Genomic DNA, 14,486 nt, shown 5'->3' with positions numbered 1-14,486 from the left:
GCTCGGTGCTGGCCGCTTGCATGAATGCGACAGGCCCGCGCATGCGGGCCTGTGCCTGGTGTCATCGTGCTGAAAGCGCTTGCAGCCGCCGGCGCGTCGGCTTACCAGATCACGACGCGGTCTTTCTCGGGCCGCACCATCGCATCGCCGGCCTTGCAGGAAAACGCGGTGGCGAAGGAGGGCATGTTCGAGGGCGGGGCAATGGCGCGCAGGTTGTCGGGCGCATGGGGGTCGCTCGCCAGGTAGACCAGTTGCTGCTGTTCGCGTGTGTGCCCACGCCAACTGCGCGCGAAGCTCAGGAAGAAGCGTTGATCCGGACTGTAGCCATCGATCGCGACAGCGCGCTCCGGGTGCGCGCGCAGATCTGCTTGCAACGCATCGTAGGCGACGTTGAGACCGCCCAGGTCGGCAATGTTCTCGCCCAAGCTGAGCTTGCCATTGACGTGCACCGTGGGGTGGCTGGGCAGCGGTGTGTAGGCATCGAACTGTTTGACCAGTCGCTCGGCGCGTTGCTCGAACGCGTTGCGATCCTGCGGCGTCCACCAGTCCACGTTGTTGCCGGCACCGTCGAATTGTCTTCCCTCGTCGTCGAAGCCGTGCGTGGCTTCGTGCCCGATCACCGCGCCGATGCCGCCGTAGTTCAAGGCATCGTCTGCAGTGGCAGCGAAGAACGGCGACTGCAGAATTCCTGCCGGGAAATTGATGGAATTGGTGCTGGGGTCGTAATACGCATTGACGGTCTGCGGCGTCATCGACCAGCGCGCGCGATCGGTGGGTTTGCCGATCTGGGCGATGTCGTAGTGGTAATTAAACTTCGCTGCTGCCTGCAGGTTGCGGTAATACGCGCCAGGCACGATCTCCAGCCCCGACCAGTCGCGCCAGGTGTCCGGATAGCCGATTTTTGGCAGGAACGTTTGCCACTTGGCGATAGCCTTGGCTTTGGTTTCCGGGCTCATCCAATCGACGTTTTCGATACGCGCCTTGAGCGCAACACGCACGTTGTCCACCAAGTCGCTCGCACGCTGTTTGGCTTCAGGCGTGAACACCTTGGCCACGTAGAGCTGCCCCAGCCCTTCGCCCATTGCGCCGTTGACCGCGCGCAACACGCGCTTCCAGCGTGGCTGCTGCTCGGGCTGCCCTGACAGGGTCTTGCCGTAGAACGCGAAGTTGTTGTCGACGAAGGCCTTGCTGAGCTGCTTGGAAGCGTCATCGATGGTGTGGAAGCGTAGATAGGCCTGCCATTGTGCGATCGGCGCGTGTGCCAGCTGGCGATCGAATTCACCGAAGAAGCGCGGCTGCGACAGGGAAAAGCCAGCACCACTGCGGATGCCTTGCGCAGCGAAGAAACCGGTCCATGAAAAGTGCGGAGTGAGTTTGTCGGCCTCTGCCGTGCTGACGAAGTGATACTGGTTTTTGGGGTCGCGCGCCTCGACACGTGTGAGTGAGGCGGCAGCCAGCCGCGTTTCGAGGGCGAGCACCTCGCTTGCCTGTGCCCTGGCAGCGTCGGCGGTGCTGCCGGTGAGCTCGAAGGACCTGGCGATATAGGCCAGATAGGCCTCGCGAATGGCCGCGTATTCGGGCGCGGTGTAGTACTCCTTGGTCGGCAGGCCGAGTCCATCTTCTTGCGCGAAGCCGATTTGCCTGTCGGCATATTTGAAGTCGGCATGCGCGCCGAAGGTGAACACCAGCGCATCGCCTTCGGCAAAACGGCGGGTGATGTAGTCGGCAACGTCCTTGCTTGAGCTCAGCGCGGCAATTGCGTCGAGCTGTGGCCGGATCGGCTGGTCGCCGGATGCTTCGATGGCCGCTTCATCCATGCCGGAGGCATACAGCACGCCGATCTTGTGGGCGACAGGATTGGCTTGCTTGTCCGGCTGTTTCGCTGCGTCTTCGGCAATCTGGCGTTGGGTGGTCAGGCTGTTCTCCACGAGCACATCAGAGACGCCCCAGCTGGTACGGTCGGCCGGAATGGGATTGGCTTTTTTCCAACGGCCATTGACGAAATCGTCCAGGTTCTGGCATGCGCTGGTGGCTGCACCCAGTTCACTGATATCGAACCCAGGTTTCGCCGCCGCTGGCGTCGCTGCAGGAGCCGACGTGGCGGTGTTGTCCTGCGTGCTGCTGGTATCCGCTCCGCGTTGGCAGCCCGTCAGGGCGACCATCAGGGCAAGGGCAAGCGTGGAGGTCTTGGTGGGTGACATGGGCGCCAGTCGCTGGGATGAACGCCGAGCATAAGCGGACCCATCCACAGGGGCGCATGCGTTGAGTTTTGTTGAGGCTTGCATGCAGGCGGGATTGCAGATCGCGGCGCGTCGCAGCCGGTAGTGCGGGTCTTGAGTCCGGTGCGCGATTGGGGGCACGCGTCGCGATGGCTTCGTAGACGCATCCGCGCCACATGCAACGGCGTGGTACGCAGCTGTCGACGGGTGCGTGGAGCCATCGTTGGCCGGTGCCAAGAGAGTCTGCCTCAGTCGTTGGTGCAGGCTGTCGCCGTATGGACGCAGAGCGCGCCTGGAAAAGCGAGTGCCCAAAAAAAAGGGCGGCAATCTTTCGATCGCCGCCCGTTGTTCTACAGCGACTGCGCAATTACCAGATCACAACCTGCTTGTCGCCCTGACGCACCATCGCATCGCCCGCCTTGCACGAGAACGCGGCGGCGAATGCCGGCATGTTCGACGGTGCACCGATGGCGCGGAAGTTGGCCGGCGCGTGCGGGTCGGTTTTCAGGCGCACCACCAGTTCTTCCGGGGTGAAGTTGCGACGCCACACCGTGGCCCAGTTGAGGAAGAAGCGCTGGTCACGGGTGATGCCGTCGGTCTTGGGGTCGTCCTTGCCGGCGGTGGCGGTCTTCATCGCGTCGTAGGCGGTGTTGAGGCCACCCAGGTCGGCGATGTTCTCGCCCAGGGTCAGGTCGCCTTTGACCTTGTCGCCAGCTGGCGTGCGGTAGCCGTCGAACTGCGCCACCAGCTTGCCGGTGCGGGCCTTGAACGCGGCCAGATCCTTCTGCGTCCACCAACCCGGATCGGGGATGAAGTTGCCATCGGCACCGAAGCGGCTGCCCTGATCATCGTAACCGTGGGTCATTTCGTGGCCGATCACTGCACCGATGCCGCCGTAGTTCATTTCCTCCGGCGCATTCGGGTCGAAGAACGGCGGCTGCAGGATCGCCGCCGGGAACACGATCTCGTTCTGCAACGGGTTGTAGTACGCGTTGACCGTCTGCGGGCTCATGCCCCATTCGGTCTTGTCCACCGGCTTGCCGATCTTGGACAGGTTCCACTTGTAGTTGAACTCCTGCGCGGCCATCACGTTGCCCAGGTAGCTGTCGCGGCCCGTGCTCAGACCGTTCCACTCACGCCATTTTTCCGGATAACCGATCTTGGGCGTGAAGCTTTCCCACTTGGCAATGGCCTTGGTCTTGGTCTCCGGGCTCATCCAGTCCAGCTTTTCGATGCGGGCCTTGAGCGCGGTACGCAGGTTGGTCACCAAGGTCTCCATTTTGGCCTTGGAATCGGCCGGGAAGGCGACCTTGACGTACATCTGGCCCAGCGCTTCGCCGGCCTGACCGTTGATGGTGGCCAGCACGCGCTTCCAACGCGGCTTGATTTCCTTCTGGCCGCGCATGGTCTTGTTGTAGAACGCGAAGCTTTCATCGACAAACGGCTGGCTCAGGAACGGCGAAGCGCCATCGACGGTGTGGAAGCGCAGGTAGGCGCGCCAGATCGCCGGGTCGGTGTCGGCGATCATCTTGCTCACTTCCTGGTGGAAGGCCGGGATCGCCAGCGAGAACATCTCCGGCGTGGCCACGCCTTGCGACTTGAAGAACTCGGTCCATGACCAGTTCGGGGTGAGCTTGTCGGCATCGGCCGGCGAGATCGGGTTATAGGCCAGCGACGCATCGCGCGACATCTGGGTGCTGGTCTTGGAGACCTTGGCCAGACGGGTTTCGAAGTCCACGACTTGCTTGGCCTGCGCGGCGGCATCGGCCGTGGCCACGCCGGACAGTTCCAGCACCTTGGCGACGTGCGCCTGGTATGCCTCCAGCTTGGCCTTGTTGGCGGCGCTGGTGTAGTACTCCGGGTCCGGCAGGCCCAGTCCGCCCTGCATGGCGTAGGCGATGTTCTGGCTGGACTTCTTGAAGTCCGCTTCAGCGCCGAAGCTGAAAAGCACGTTATTGCCCTTGGCGGCGCTGGTGCGCAGATAGTCGACCAGCTTGGCCTGGTCGCTGATGGCGTCGATGGCGGCCAGCTCCGGCTTCAGCGGCGCGATGCCCTGCGCGTTGATCTTGGCTTCGTCCATGCCGGTCGACCACAGGTCGCCGACGATTTTCTCCACGCCCGTGGCCTTGCTGTCGGCTGCGGCTTGTTCCACCAACTGCCGCTGGATCGCATTGGAGCGCTCGTCAAGCATCTCGAATGCGCCCCAGCTGGTGCGGTCGCTCGGCACCGGGTTGGCGGCCAGGAACTTGGCATTGGCGTAGGCGTTCAGATCGGTACAGGCGTTGCTGTTGGGGTCCAGGTCGGCGGCGGTGAACTGGTTCACTGCCGGCAGCTTGCTCTGGTCAAGGGTCAGCGTCTTGGGGGCCGCCGGGGTGGTGGCCGCAGTGTCGCCCGCAGGGGCGGCCGGCGCGGTGTCTTCGGATTTCTTGCAACCGCTCAGGGCAGTGGCCACGGCCAGGGTCAGCGTCAATAAATGGGGTGTACGAATCACAAAGGACTCCAGAAGCATCAATGGGAAGCCCCGTCGCCGGGGCCGTGGCCGGCACTCTACGCCTCGCCAGACCGATGGCACGGTGTCGAAGGTCATGGGTGCGGCGTGTGCGGGGTCGGGCGGGAGGGTCTGGCTTTTGGCTCAGGGGATGCCGGAACTTCATTTGGGACAGCCTTGAAGATCGCCAGCAGGGTGTCGGTGGCGGCTTGGATGCACATCACGGCAAGCCGTCAGCGGGGGTGTGTCGGCGCGCTCGACCCCACCTCACGTCAATAAGAGGGGCATTTGCCGCACTGGGCATCGGCTGCGACTTTTGCGGCGGCTGGCCTTCGTCCCATCAGCTGCACTGGCGGCGTCGTGTTTAGCTCGGCACTGGCGGCCGACTGCGCAGACCGGCTGTTGTTGCCGGATAGTCGGCACGGGCCAGCGGTGCTATACACACGGGCATGCCCATGGCCTCTGACCCCTTGGATACACTGATCATTGGCGCCGGCCACAACGGCTTGGTGTGCGCTGCGTATCTGGCCAAGGCCGGCAAACGGGTGCTGGTGTTGGAAGCGCGCGATGTGGTCGGCGGCGCAGCGGTGACCGAGGAATTTCATCCGGGCTTCCGCAATTCGGTGGCGGCGTACACCGTGTCGCTGCTGCAGCCCAAGGTCATCGCCGATCTGGCGCTCGAGCGCCACGGCCTGCGTGTGGTGCCGCGACGGATCAACAATTTTCTGCCGCTGCCCAATGGCGACTATTTGTTGGCTGGCGCAGGCCGCACGGTGCAGGAGGTCGCCAGGTTTTCCGCACGGGATGCGGCGGCATTGCCCGCTTACGAAGCGCGGTTGGAGCAACTGGCCGATGTCTTGCGCGCGCTGGCCTTGCAGCCACCGCCTGAGGTCACCGATGGCGGCTGGTTGCGGGCATTGCCGCAGCTATGGCGGGCGGGCAAGGTCGGCCTGCAGTTGCAGGGCTTGTCGCTGAGCTTGCGCCAGGAGCTGTTGGACCTGTTTACGATTTCAGCAGCGGAGTATCTGGATCGCTGGTTCGAAAGCGCCCCGATCAAGGCCTTGTTCGGTTTCGATGGCATCGTCGGCAACTACGCCAGCCCTTACACGCCCGGCACCGCGTACGTGTTGTTGCATCATGTGTTCGGGCAGAGCAACGGGGTCAAGGGTGCCTGGGGCCACGCCATCGGTGGTATGGGTGCGATCACTCAGGCCATGGCCGCCAGTGCGCGCGAACACGGGGTGCAGATCCGTACCGGCTGCGCGGTGGAACACGTGTTGGTGGATCAGGGGCGTGCGGTCGGCGTTGTTACTGCGGACGGAGAGATAGTCCACGCCCGCGCGGTCGTGGCCAACGTCAATCCGAAACTGTTGTATCAGCGCCTCATGCGGCCAGATGACGTGCCTGCGGCAACGCGCGAGCGGATTGCGCATTATCGCTGCGGATCGGGTACGTTCCGCATGAATGTCGCACTCTCGCGCCTGCCGGATTTCACTGCATTCCCAGGCAATGGCGATCATCTGACTGCCGGCATCATCCTGGCGCCGAGCCTTGACTATATGGACCGCGCCTGGCACGACGCGCGCGCTTTCGGATGGTCGCGTGAGCCGGTGGTCGAATTGCTGATCCCCAGCACCCTGGACGACACCCTTGCGCCGCCCGGTCAGCATGTCGCCAGCCTGTTCTGCCAGCACGTGGCACCGCAACTGCCCGACGGCAGGCAGTGGGACGATCACCGCGACGAGGTGGCCGATCTGATGATCGCCACGGTCGAGCGCTACGCGCCTGGATTTGCAGCATCGGTGCTGGGCCGGCAGCTTCTGAGTCCGCTCGATCTCGAACGCATCTTCGGCCTGGTCGGCGGCGACATCTTCCACGGCGCCCTCAGCCTCAATCAACTCTTCAGCGCCCGCCCGCTGCTGGGGCAGGGTGCCTATCGCGGCGTGCTGCCTGGGCTGTATTTGTGCGGGTCGGGGACACATCCAGGCGGTGGAGTGACTGGTGCGCCTGGACATAATGCGGCGCGGGTGATTTTGGCTGGGTGACCGGCTTACCTCTCCGATCGTTTCGTAAGCGAACTGATAAAAAGGCCCTGGAAACCAGGGCCTTGGGTAACACGTGTTCTAAAACCGGATACGCCTTTCAGCGCTACGGTGCCGTACCTGTTTAGAAATCGTAGGCTGCGGTCAGACGAACAAAGCGCGGAGTGTTGTAGTTGTACGGGTCCGTGCCAATGCCATAGGTGTTACGAACGGTGTAGGGCGCGGTGTTGTAGCGGCTTTCAACACGGTTCACCGAGCGATCGTTCAAGACGTTGAAGACCTGAAGGCCTAGCGCCAACTTGTGGTCGGCGAAAGAAGGCCGGTAGGTAATGCCGAGGTCTAGATTCTTGATCCAGGGAGTCCGTCCAGCATCACCCGGAGGAGATGCCTGGCCTCCGCAGTAATGATAGGCAGAGCCATAACCGATCGGATTTCCTTCGTTGGATCCAAAGTAGCCAAGGCATGAAATCGGAGTGCCCGACATGACGCGTACCGTGGCCGACGCCATCCATTCCGGCGAGAGCTGATACGCCCCGAATGCCTTTAGCTGATGCCGACGATCATTCGCCAGGCTACCACCGGCGTAATACATCAGTTCGGCAGCATCCCAGTCCTGAGTCTTGGAAACGTCGGACTGACCAATATCAGACTTCACCTGGCCTTCCGTGTTGCCGTAGCTATGTGACCAAGTGTAGTCGACGCGGCCATACCATTTTTCATCGAACGGATGCTCCAGGAACAGATCAACCGCGACGTAGTTGCGACGCGCCTTATCGGTGAATCCCCAGTCGGACTGACTCATGCGCAGCTGCGTGTAGCCTGATCCGTCGACGTTGGCAAGATTGTAGGTATTGGTCTGTCCAGGGTTGAACATGACGCAGCCCGGGATACTTACGCTGTTGACATCGCCACCGCTTGCAGCCAACTTCGCGGACATCTTGCCAGGATCGCAGACGTCATCGATCGCGCTCTGCAACTTGCGGTATGTCACCTTCGCACCGGAATTCCAGCTCTCGCCCAATGTCTTTTCAAAGCCGAGAATGATTTCGTCCTGGTACTGTGACTTCAGATCGCTTGGTGCGAAGGCGTTGGGATCTGGTGCCTGGCCGTACTCACCATTGCTCGAGACAGGGCCGGGACCGATAGCGCCAAGACCGGTCGGCTCGCCATTCGCATCGATACCGGTGTAGGTGAAGTATTCATCGGTGTAGGTGGATGCCGACGCACCGCGAATCGCGACGCTGTTAGGCAGTGCCAGATAGTAACGGCCGAGGTTGGCAAACACCTTCAACGAAGAGTCACCGAACACATCCCAGCTTGCGCCCAAGCGGGGTGCCCACTGGTCGCCACTATCCACATAGGCGACGTGATCGCTGTTGAAGTTGGTGAACTTGTCGTTACGGATGCCGAGCGTCAGCAGCCAATTGTCGTTGACCTGCCAACGGTCTTCCAAATAATAGGCTTTCTGTTCGACTGCCATGCTGGTTGTCGTGGAAAAGATCCGACGTTGCGCGTAGTAACCCTGGCCACCTGGCGCACCGACGCCGAGTTCCGGATTAATACCTTCGGCGGGGTTGTCCTGTCGCCCGTAGATCCATTGATAGCCCGGACCCGTGGTGCGAACGCCCTCGTCGTAGGCATTGAAATACATATTGTCCACGCCTGCGGTCAGGTCGTGATTACCCAGGCGATATTCCAGCTCAAGGCGAAGGCTACGGGTTTTATTGATCGGATCGTCCGCCTTCGCCCGATTGGTAGCCTGGTTGTTGCGGATGGGCGTGGTGCCGACGATTGCCGGGTCTTGATCTGTGACCCCGTCCAGGAACGGAAGCGCCGAGATGTTGGGGTTGAACTGGCGGTTGTGCTCGGTGCTACGGCCCCAGGTAGCGTTCAAGGTCAAATCATCGGTGAGATAACCGGTGTATTTGAAGATGTCGTACTTGTCGGTGATCTTGAACGTATCAGGGAAAGTGCCGGTTGCACCGCCAGTGCTCAAATCGTTGTAATTGAATGCGGTGTAATAGCCACCACGGCGGTCCGTGTTCTGAATGCGTGTGTATTCAAGAATATTGGAGTCGTTGATGTTCCAGTCCAGCTTCCCATAGAACTTGGGAGAACTGTACCCATAGTTGTTTTGCCCCTGGATCGCACTCGTGCGAGCGTTCGTGGTGACGCCGTCGGTCTTATCGGTTTCGCCCGCGACAAAAATGAAGAGCTTGTCTTCGATCAACGGACCGCCTGCGTACGCGCTGTAAACGGTACGGGTCTGATTATTGTCTTTGCCGCTGCGATAGAGCGTCCCGGGCTGGGTTCGGTTGGTGTAGCCGTAATTTGCCGGCAGCGTCTTGTTCGGGAACCAGACATCGCCGGTGGAACTCGCCAGGGAGTCCGGCTCCCACACGGCTTGCGCACCAAAATGCCATTCGTTGGTACCGCGCTTGCCGACCTGGCTGATCACGCCGCCGGTCGAGCGGCCGTACTTGGCGCTGTAGCCGCCTGTATAGGTTTCCTGCTGGTCGATCGCGCCATAAGGCAGGCTGACGCCGCCCAGATTGCTCAACGGATTGCTGACGTTGAAGCCGTTGATGTAGTAGGCGTTTTCGGTGACGCCGGAGCCGCCGAAAGACACCACCGAACGCGAGCCATTGTTGAATGCGCCTGCGCCGGACACGGCACCCGGTGCCAGCAACGCGATCGCCTCGGCGCTACGTCCCAGCGGCAAGGTGGCCAACTGCTCGGAGGTGATCACCGAACGCGAGCTGGTAGAGCTGACATCGATCTTCGGTACATTGGCGGCGGTAACGGTGATTGCACCGAGCGTGGTTGCATCGGCATTGCTACCCGAAGTGCCTGCGCCAGCGAAGGACACTTCCGTGCCCGAGCCAACGCGCAACTGCACGTTTTTGCGGGTGTCGACGACCTGGTCGCCGCGCTTCAAGGTGACGGTGTAGGCACCCACCGGCAGCGAGCCGAGCGTGTAGCGGCCATTGGCGTCGATGGTGATGGTGCGGCTGAGGCCGGTGTCGCTCTGCACGACAATCGTGCTGCCGGCTTCGGACGGGGCGCTGCCGTAGATGCTGCCGGTGGTGCTTTGCGCGTAGACCGCGCCGTTGGTTAGGCAAGCACCGAGCACGACGGCGAGGGCGGTGCGTTTGAGGACTTGGCGACGCAACTGATTGCTCATTCCTGACCTTTTCAACTGAAGTTCGGATAAGGGGCGGTCATCGGGGAGTCAGATGGCCTTAACCCGAACGTAATGAATGGCTGCTATGCAGTGCAAGCTTTTGAAACGATTTGTTAATGAAATAGTCCGGATCCGCGTCGAAAGTGAGGAATTCGGCACAAAATGTCGCCGCGCAACACACCTAAACAAACGACCTCGAGCGACACGCGTGAATTAATGGTTACGTTCGATACAGTTTCCTTCGTGTCGCAAGCGAGCTCAGCGTTGATCACAGTGTTCCCGGCGGCGAGTGAAGATCAACAGGTATGCCAAATCCGCAAAAAGCCCCGACAAGCGGGGCTTTTTTTTTATGTGCATCAAGCCATCGGAATCTCACCGGCGTTCCCAGGTAGAAGAACCGGCCCACGTTGTCGTCCAGCGCAGAGGTGAAATCCGAGCCGACGTAGCTGCCACACCAGACCGTACGACAGGCTGCGCGCGTGCTCCGGCTTCAAGTCCGCATTTGTCGCCGCTCACACCGGAGCGAATGGAGGTACGAGTGGAGATAAGGGTGTCGATCCAGCCCACCGGGATGCCCAGCACACTGCTCTTGGCCTGGCGCAATGCCACATCGCACATCCGGTCGAGCCGGTACACTCACGCCCTTCTTTTGATGCAGCGCCGAGCGATGCTCAAGTCGCTCGCGCCGTAGCACACGACAAGTCGAGTAAGCGATGAACACGATGGTTGAAGTTGGTTGCGTGGCGGCAGTGGCTCTGACAGGGGCGGCTCGCGCATGACGGGCGAACGCAGAGTTGCAGCGCATGCGGTGCAGGGCGCGTTGGCGCCGCACCCGCGCATCCGCAATGTCATTGCGGTGGGGTCGGGCAAGGGTGGGGTGGGTAAGTCCACCACCGCGGTGAATCTGGCGCTGGCGCTGCGCCAGCTCGGCGCGCGGGTGGGTGTGCTGGATGCCGATATCTATGGCCCCAGCGTGCCGGCGATGCTGGGCTTGAGCGGCAAGCCCGACAGCCCGGACAACAAGTCGATCGAACCCTTGCGTGCGTTCGGGATCGAGGCGATGTCGATCGGCCTGCTGGTCGACCAGGACACGCCGATGATCTGGCGCGGGCCGATGGCCACCTCCGCCCTGACCCAGCTGTTCAACGACACGCTGTGGGACGACCTGGACTATCTGCTGATCGACCTGCCGCCCGGCACCGGCGACATCCAGCTGACCCTGTCGCAGAAGATTCCGGTGGCCGGCGCGTTGATCGTGACCACGCCGCAGGACATCGCCACGCTGGATGCGCGCAAGGCGCTGAAGATGTTCGAAAAGGTCGAGGTGCCGGTGCTGGGCATCGTCGAAAACATGGCGGTGCATACCTGCAGCAACTGCGGCCACCGGGAGCATCTGTTCGGCGAAGGCGGCGGCGAGCGCATGGCCGCGCAGTACGGCGTGCCCTTGCTGGGCTCGTTGCCGCTGGAGATCGCAATCCGCGAGCAGGGCGATGCCGGCCAGCCGATCGTGATCGCAGCGCCGGACTCTGCGGCTGCGCAGGCCTACCTGGCCGCAGCCAGGCGCTTGTCGGAAGAGTTGGGCAAGCGTCCGCGCGCCAGCATCCCGATTTCCGCCTCGCTGCTGTAACGCGTCGGCCGGCCTCCGGTGCCGGCCGCTGGTAGAATTCGCCGTCTTCGCGCGGGCCGCTCGGCCCGCCGCCTTCCGTCTTCAAGGAACACCGCATGAGCATCAAGAGCGACCGCTGGATCAAGCGCATGGCCGAACAGCACGCGATGATCGAGCCGTTCGAGCCCGGCCAGATCAAGCACGACGCCGCCGGCCAGCGCATCGTCAGCTTCGGCACCTCCAGCTACGGCTACGACGTGCGCTGCTCGCGCGAGTTCAAGGTCTTCACCAATATCAACTCGACGATCGTCGACCCGAAGCATTTCGACCCGGGCAGCTTTGTCGACATCGAATCGGATGTCTGCATCATCCCGCCGAACAGCTTCGCACTGGCGCGCACGGTGGAATATTTCCGCATCCCGCGCGACACGTTGGTGGTGTGCCTGGGCAAGAGCACCTATGCGCGCTGCGGCATCATCGTCAATGTGACCCCGCTGGAGCCGGAGTGGGAGGGTCACGTGACGCTGGAATTCAGCAACACCACGCCGCTGCCGGCGCGCATCTACGCCAACGAAGGCGTGGCGCAGATGCTGTTTTTCCAGTCCGACGAAGTCTGCGAAACCTCGTACAAGGACCGCGGCGGCAAGTACCAGGGCCAGACCGGCGTGACCTTGCCGCGCACTTAGAGCAGCGACCCAAACGACTGCGCTCACCGCCAGGCGGGCGCGGCCGGTGCCCGGAATCGGCACGTACCACGCATACGCGGCGTTTCCTCCGCGCCATCCACGCCCACCGGGCGACTGCTCGTTACGTTCTGTTAGACGCCCTGGAAGAAGGATCCGCAGTGCCTTCAGCAGGTCGCGGCAGCGTTCTCGCGGTAGCGCAGTAATTGGCGCACGCCAGCGGCGATGAGAAACACCGGCCACCAGGTTGCGATCAGGTTGCCGACATCCATATGGGCCAGGCCCAGGTTGTCCAGCAGGAACAACGCGCCCAGGACGATCAGGAACAGGGCGGGGATCAGGCGGTACTTCATGGCGATGTCCTCGTTGGGTGTGAGGCCATCCTGCGCCGGATGCACCTGCCGATCAGGTGCCGGAAGTCAACAATCGCAGATGACACACGTCATGTCGCCAGCGGCATGGGTCGCGACGGGCGGTGGCGGAGGTGTGGGCGTTGCTGCGTGTGATCGGCCGTTGCCGACGCGACGGCCGACGCAGTCTGGTCGCAGACGTCAAGTTTCGAAGCGCAAGCGACAGCGTGCCAGGCTTTGCCCATCCCCGCATCCGCCCCTTCCGGGCACCTTCTCGCGATGGGAGAAGGAAGCTGCGGTGAGCGAAAGACTGCACTGGCTCTGCTCAGGACAGAGCTGACCCCGTCCAACCCTGCAGCAACCGATGCGTACGGACAGCATGGGTAAGAGAGCGATCGTTGATTGAACTGCCACGCGCGCAATAGCAACGGCGCGATCAAGCGTCGGGCCTGACCTCAACTGGCAAGCGCCAATCCTGCCCAGCCGCTGGAATATCAGCAGCGCCAGCAGCCCGCTCTCATCACTCCCAATCTCAGCTCCCCACTCCCGGCCCCGCCTACTTTCCGCGCCCGAACAGCATGCCGATTCCGCAAGCAACCAAGGCGGCCGGCCACCAGGTAGCGATCAGACGACCAATACTGAGATTGGTCCAGCCCAGGTTGTTGGCCAGGAACAGCAGGCCGACGAGGATCAGGATCAGCGCGGCGACGACATTGGATTTCATGCGGGAGACTGGTTGAAAGACAGGCGCCTATCGTAGCCGCTGCGCCCACGCTGCGACATGGTGCTGCAACGTGTCGGGCGCAAAGCGCTGCGCACTGCCGCTGCCCCAGACGGGGCCCGGCCAGGCCGCATCGCCGGGATGGCGACCGACCAGATGCACGTGCAGCTGCCGCACGATATTGCCCAACGCGCCAATATTGAGCTTGCTGACCGCAGGTTCGACGCGCAGCAACTGCGAGAGCTGGTTGACTTCGGCCAGCAACAAACGCTGCTGGCCACCATCCAGATCGATCCACTCACTGACATCGGCCACCCGCGGAACGAGCACCAGCCACGGGAAGCGCGCATCGTCCATCAGCCGCACCTGCGACAGCGGTCCGTCGGCTACGAACACGCTGTCCGCCGCCAGGCGCGGATCGAGCTGGAAACCGCCCGCAGGCGCGCCTGGTGCGGTGTCGCTCATCCCAGGTGCGCTGCGAAGAAGCCCAGGGTGCGCTCCAATGCACGCTCGGCACTGTCGGCGTCGTAGTGCGTCGGGTCGATGCTGCGGTTGAAGGCGTGCCCGGTCGGATACACGAAGGTTTCCATCTGCGGCAGCTTCTCGCGATGGGCCTGGATCGCCTCGGGCGGGATGCTGGCATCGCGCTCGCCAAAGTGGAACATCACCGGTGCCTTGGGGGTTTCGTCCAGCAGCTGGGTGTTGCGGCCGCCGTAATAGCTCACCGACGGCAGGCCCAGGCGAATCGCCGACAGCAGTGCCACCGAGCCGCCCCAGCAATACCCCACCGTGCCGACCTTGCCGGCGCGGGTCAGCAGGGTCGCTGCGGATTTCACTACTTCCACCGCGCGCTCGAGGCCCACCGTATTGGCCAGCGCCAGGCCCCGCTGGACGCTTTCCTGGTCGTACGGCAGCTGCACGTCTTTTTCTTCGAGGTCGAAGAAGGCCGGTGCCAGCACTTCATAGCCGCGTGCGGCGTAGTCATCGGCCACTGCGCGGATATGTTCGTTGACGCCGAAGATCTCTTGAATCACCACCAGGCCGCCGCGCGGGCTGGAAGCAGGTGTGGCGTGCCAGGCGGCAACCTGGCCGTCGGGGGTGTCGAGCGTGGTCCAGTGACCCATGGAAATTCCTGCTGAAGGACGGGGAGAGGCGCGCATTATCGACCGGATTGGCGGCGCGGAAGGTGAGGG

Annotated in this window: 10 protein-coding genes and 1 other RNA gene; 4 read left to right on the top strand and 7 right to left on the bottom strand. The window is 62.6% G+C overall.

All coding sequences use genetic code 11. The features are described from left to right. Positions 1-101: 101 nt before the first annotated feature. On the bottom strand, positions 102-2,201 hold the full coding sequence (locus XpruCFBP8353_RS00600) for a M13 family metallopeptidase (protein WP_101362410.1): 2,100 nt from the start codon (positions 2,199-2,201) through the stop codon (positions 102-104). Positions 2,202-2,586: 385 nt separating this feature from the next. Beyond that, a complete protein-coding gene (locus XpruCFBP8353_RS00595; RefSeq protein ID WP_101361469.1) occupies positions 2,587-4,728 on the bottom strand; it encodes a M13 family metallopeptidase in 2,142 nt (713 codons plus the stop codon). A gap of 428 nt (positions 4,729-5,156) precedes the next feature. Here XpruCFBP8353_RS00595 and XpruCFBP8353_RS00590 point away from each other — a divergent pair, with 428 nt between their 5' ends. Continuing rightward, positions 5,157-6,752 carry a phytoene desaturase family protein gene (locus XpruCFBP8353_RS00590; RefSeq protein WP_101361468.1) on the top strand — a complete coding sequence of 532 codons (1,596 nt, stop codon included), beginning with the start codon at positions 5,157-5,159 and terminating at the stop codon, positions 6,750-6,752. Between the two features lie 121 nt (positions 6,753-6,873). Here the strand turns inward: XpruCFBP8353_RS00590 and XpruCFBP8353_RS00585 are convergent, their stop codons facing one another. Next, complete coding sequence (locus XpruCFBP8353_RS00585; protein WP_101361467.1) at positions 6,874-9,933, bottom strand: TonB-dependent receptor; 3,060 nt, start codon at positions 9,931-9,933, stop codon at positions 6,874-6,876. Positions 9,934-10,708: 775 nt separating this feature from the next. Here XpruCFBP8353_RS00585 and apbC point away from each other — a divergent pair. The 3 genes from apbC (at position 10,709) to XpruCFBP8353_RS00560 (ending at position 12,362) form a co-directional block, all read left to right on the top strand. Continuing rightward, entirely contained in the window at positions 10,709-11,560 is an 852-nt protein-coding gene (gene apbC / locus XpruCFBP8353_RS00580; protein ID WP_101361466.1) for an iron-sulfur cluster carrier protein ApbC, read from the top strand. 95 nt (positions 11,561-11,655) lie between these two features. Further along, entirely contained in the window at positions 11,656-12,225 is a 570-nt protein-coding gene (gene dcd / locus XpruCFBP8353_RS00570; RefSeq protein WP_005912996.1) for a dCTP deaminase, read from the top strand. A gap of 61 nt (positions 12,226-12,286) precedes the next feature. Continuing rightward, positions 12,287-12,362: non-coding RNA, sX9 sRNA (locus XpruCFBP8353_RS00560), on the top strand. A 27-nt stretch (positions 12,363-12,389) separates the two neighbouring features. Here the strand turns inward: XpruCFBP8353_RS00560 and XpruCFBP8353_RS00555 are convergent. The 4 genes from XpruCFBP8353_RS00555 to XpruCFBP8353_RS00540 form a co-directional block, all read right to left on the bottom strand. Further along, positions 12,390-12,575 (bottom strand): LiaI-LiaF-like domain-containing protein, encoded by a 186-nt coding sequence (locus XpruCFBP8353_RS00555; protein WP_101362409.1) that lies wholly within the window; start codon positions 12,573-12,575, stop codon positions 12,390-12,392. Positions 12,576-13,128: 553 nt separating this feature from the next. After that, a complete protein-coding gene (locus XpruCFBP8353_RS23890) occupies positions 13,129-13,296 on the bottom strand; it encodes a LiaI-LiaF-like domain-containing protein (protein WP_008577498.1) in 168 nt (55 codons plus the stop codon). Between the two features lie 27 nt (positions 13,297-13,323). After that, positions 13,324-13,758 (bottom strand): HIT domain-containing protein, encoded by a 435-nt coding sequence (locus XpruCFBP8353_RS00545; protein WP_101361465.1) that lies wholly within the window; start codon positions 13,756-13,758, stop codon positions 13,324-13,326. Next, positions 13,755-14,417 carry a dienelactone hydrolase family protein gene (locus XpruCFBP8353_RS00540; RefSeq protein WP_101361464.1) on the bottom strand — a complete coding sequence of 221 codons (663 nt, stop codon included), beginning with the start codon at positions 14,415-14,417 and terminating at the stop codon, positions 13,755-13,757. The genes XpruCFBP8353_RS00545 and XpruCFBP8353_RS00540 overlap by 4 nt, the downstream gene beginning before the upstream one ends. Positions 14,418-14,486: the final 69 nt, after the last annotated feature.

This window comes from Xanthomonas prunicola, from assembly GCF_002846205.1.
Taxonomy (GTDB): domain Bacteria; phylum Pseudomonadota; class Gammaproteobacteria; order Xanthomonadales; family Xanthomonadaceae; genus Xanthomonas; species Xanthomonas prunicola.
Note: the sequence above shows the minus strand (reverse complement) of the source record. Positions and strands in the feature narration are given on the sequence as shown.

Coding starts and splice junctions, on each gene's coding strand:
- dcd (WP_005912996.1), top strand. CDS start 11,656: ATGAGCATCAAGAGCGACCGCTGGATCAAGCGCATGGCCGAACAGCAC.
- XpruCFBP8353_RS00555 (WP_101362409.1), bottom strand. CDS start 12,575: ATGAAGTACCGCCTGATCCCCGCCCTGTTCCTGATCGTCCTGGGCGCG.
- XpruCFBP8353_RS23890 (WP_008577498.1), bottom strand. CDS start 13,296: ATGAAATCCAATGTCGTCGCCGCGCTGATCCTGATCCTCGTCGGCCTG.
- XpruCFBP8353_RS00585 (WP_101361467.1), bottom strand. CDS start 9,933: ATGAGCAATCAGTTGCGTCGCCAAGTCCTCAAACGCACCGCCCTCGCC.
- XpruCFBP8353_RS00590 (WP_101361468.1), top strand. CDS start 5,157: ATGCCCATGGCCTCTGACCCCTTGGATACACTGATCATTGGCGCCGGC.
- apbC (WP_101361466.1), top strand. CDS start 10,709: ATGACGGGCGAACGCAGAGTTGCAGCGCATGCGGTGCAGGGCGCGTTG.
- XpruCFBP8353_RS00600 (WP_101362410.1), bottom strand. CDS start 2,201: ATGTCACCCACCAAGACCTCCACGCTTGCCCTTGCCCTGATGGTCGCC.
- XpruCFBP8353_RS00540 (WP_101361464.1), bottom strand. CDS start 14,417: ATGGGTCACTGGACCACGCTCGACACCCCCGACGGCCAGGTTGCCGCC.
- XpruCFBP8353_RS00595 (WP_101361469.1), bottom strand. CDS start 4,728: ATGCTTCTGGAGTCCTTTGTGATTCGTACACCCCATTTATTGACGCTG.
- XpruCFBP8353_RS00545 (WP_101361465.1), bottom strand. CDS start 13,758: ATGAGCGACACCGCACCAGGCGCGCCTGCGGGCGGTTTCCAGCTCGAT.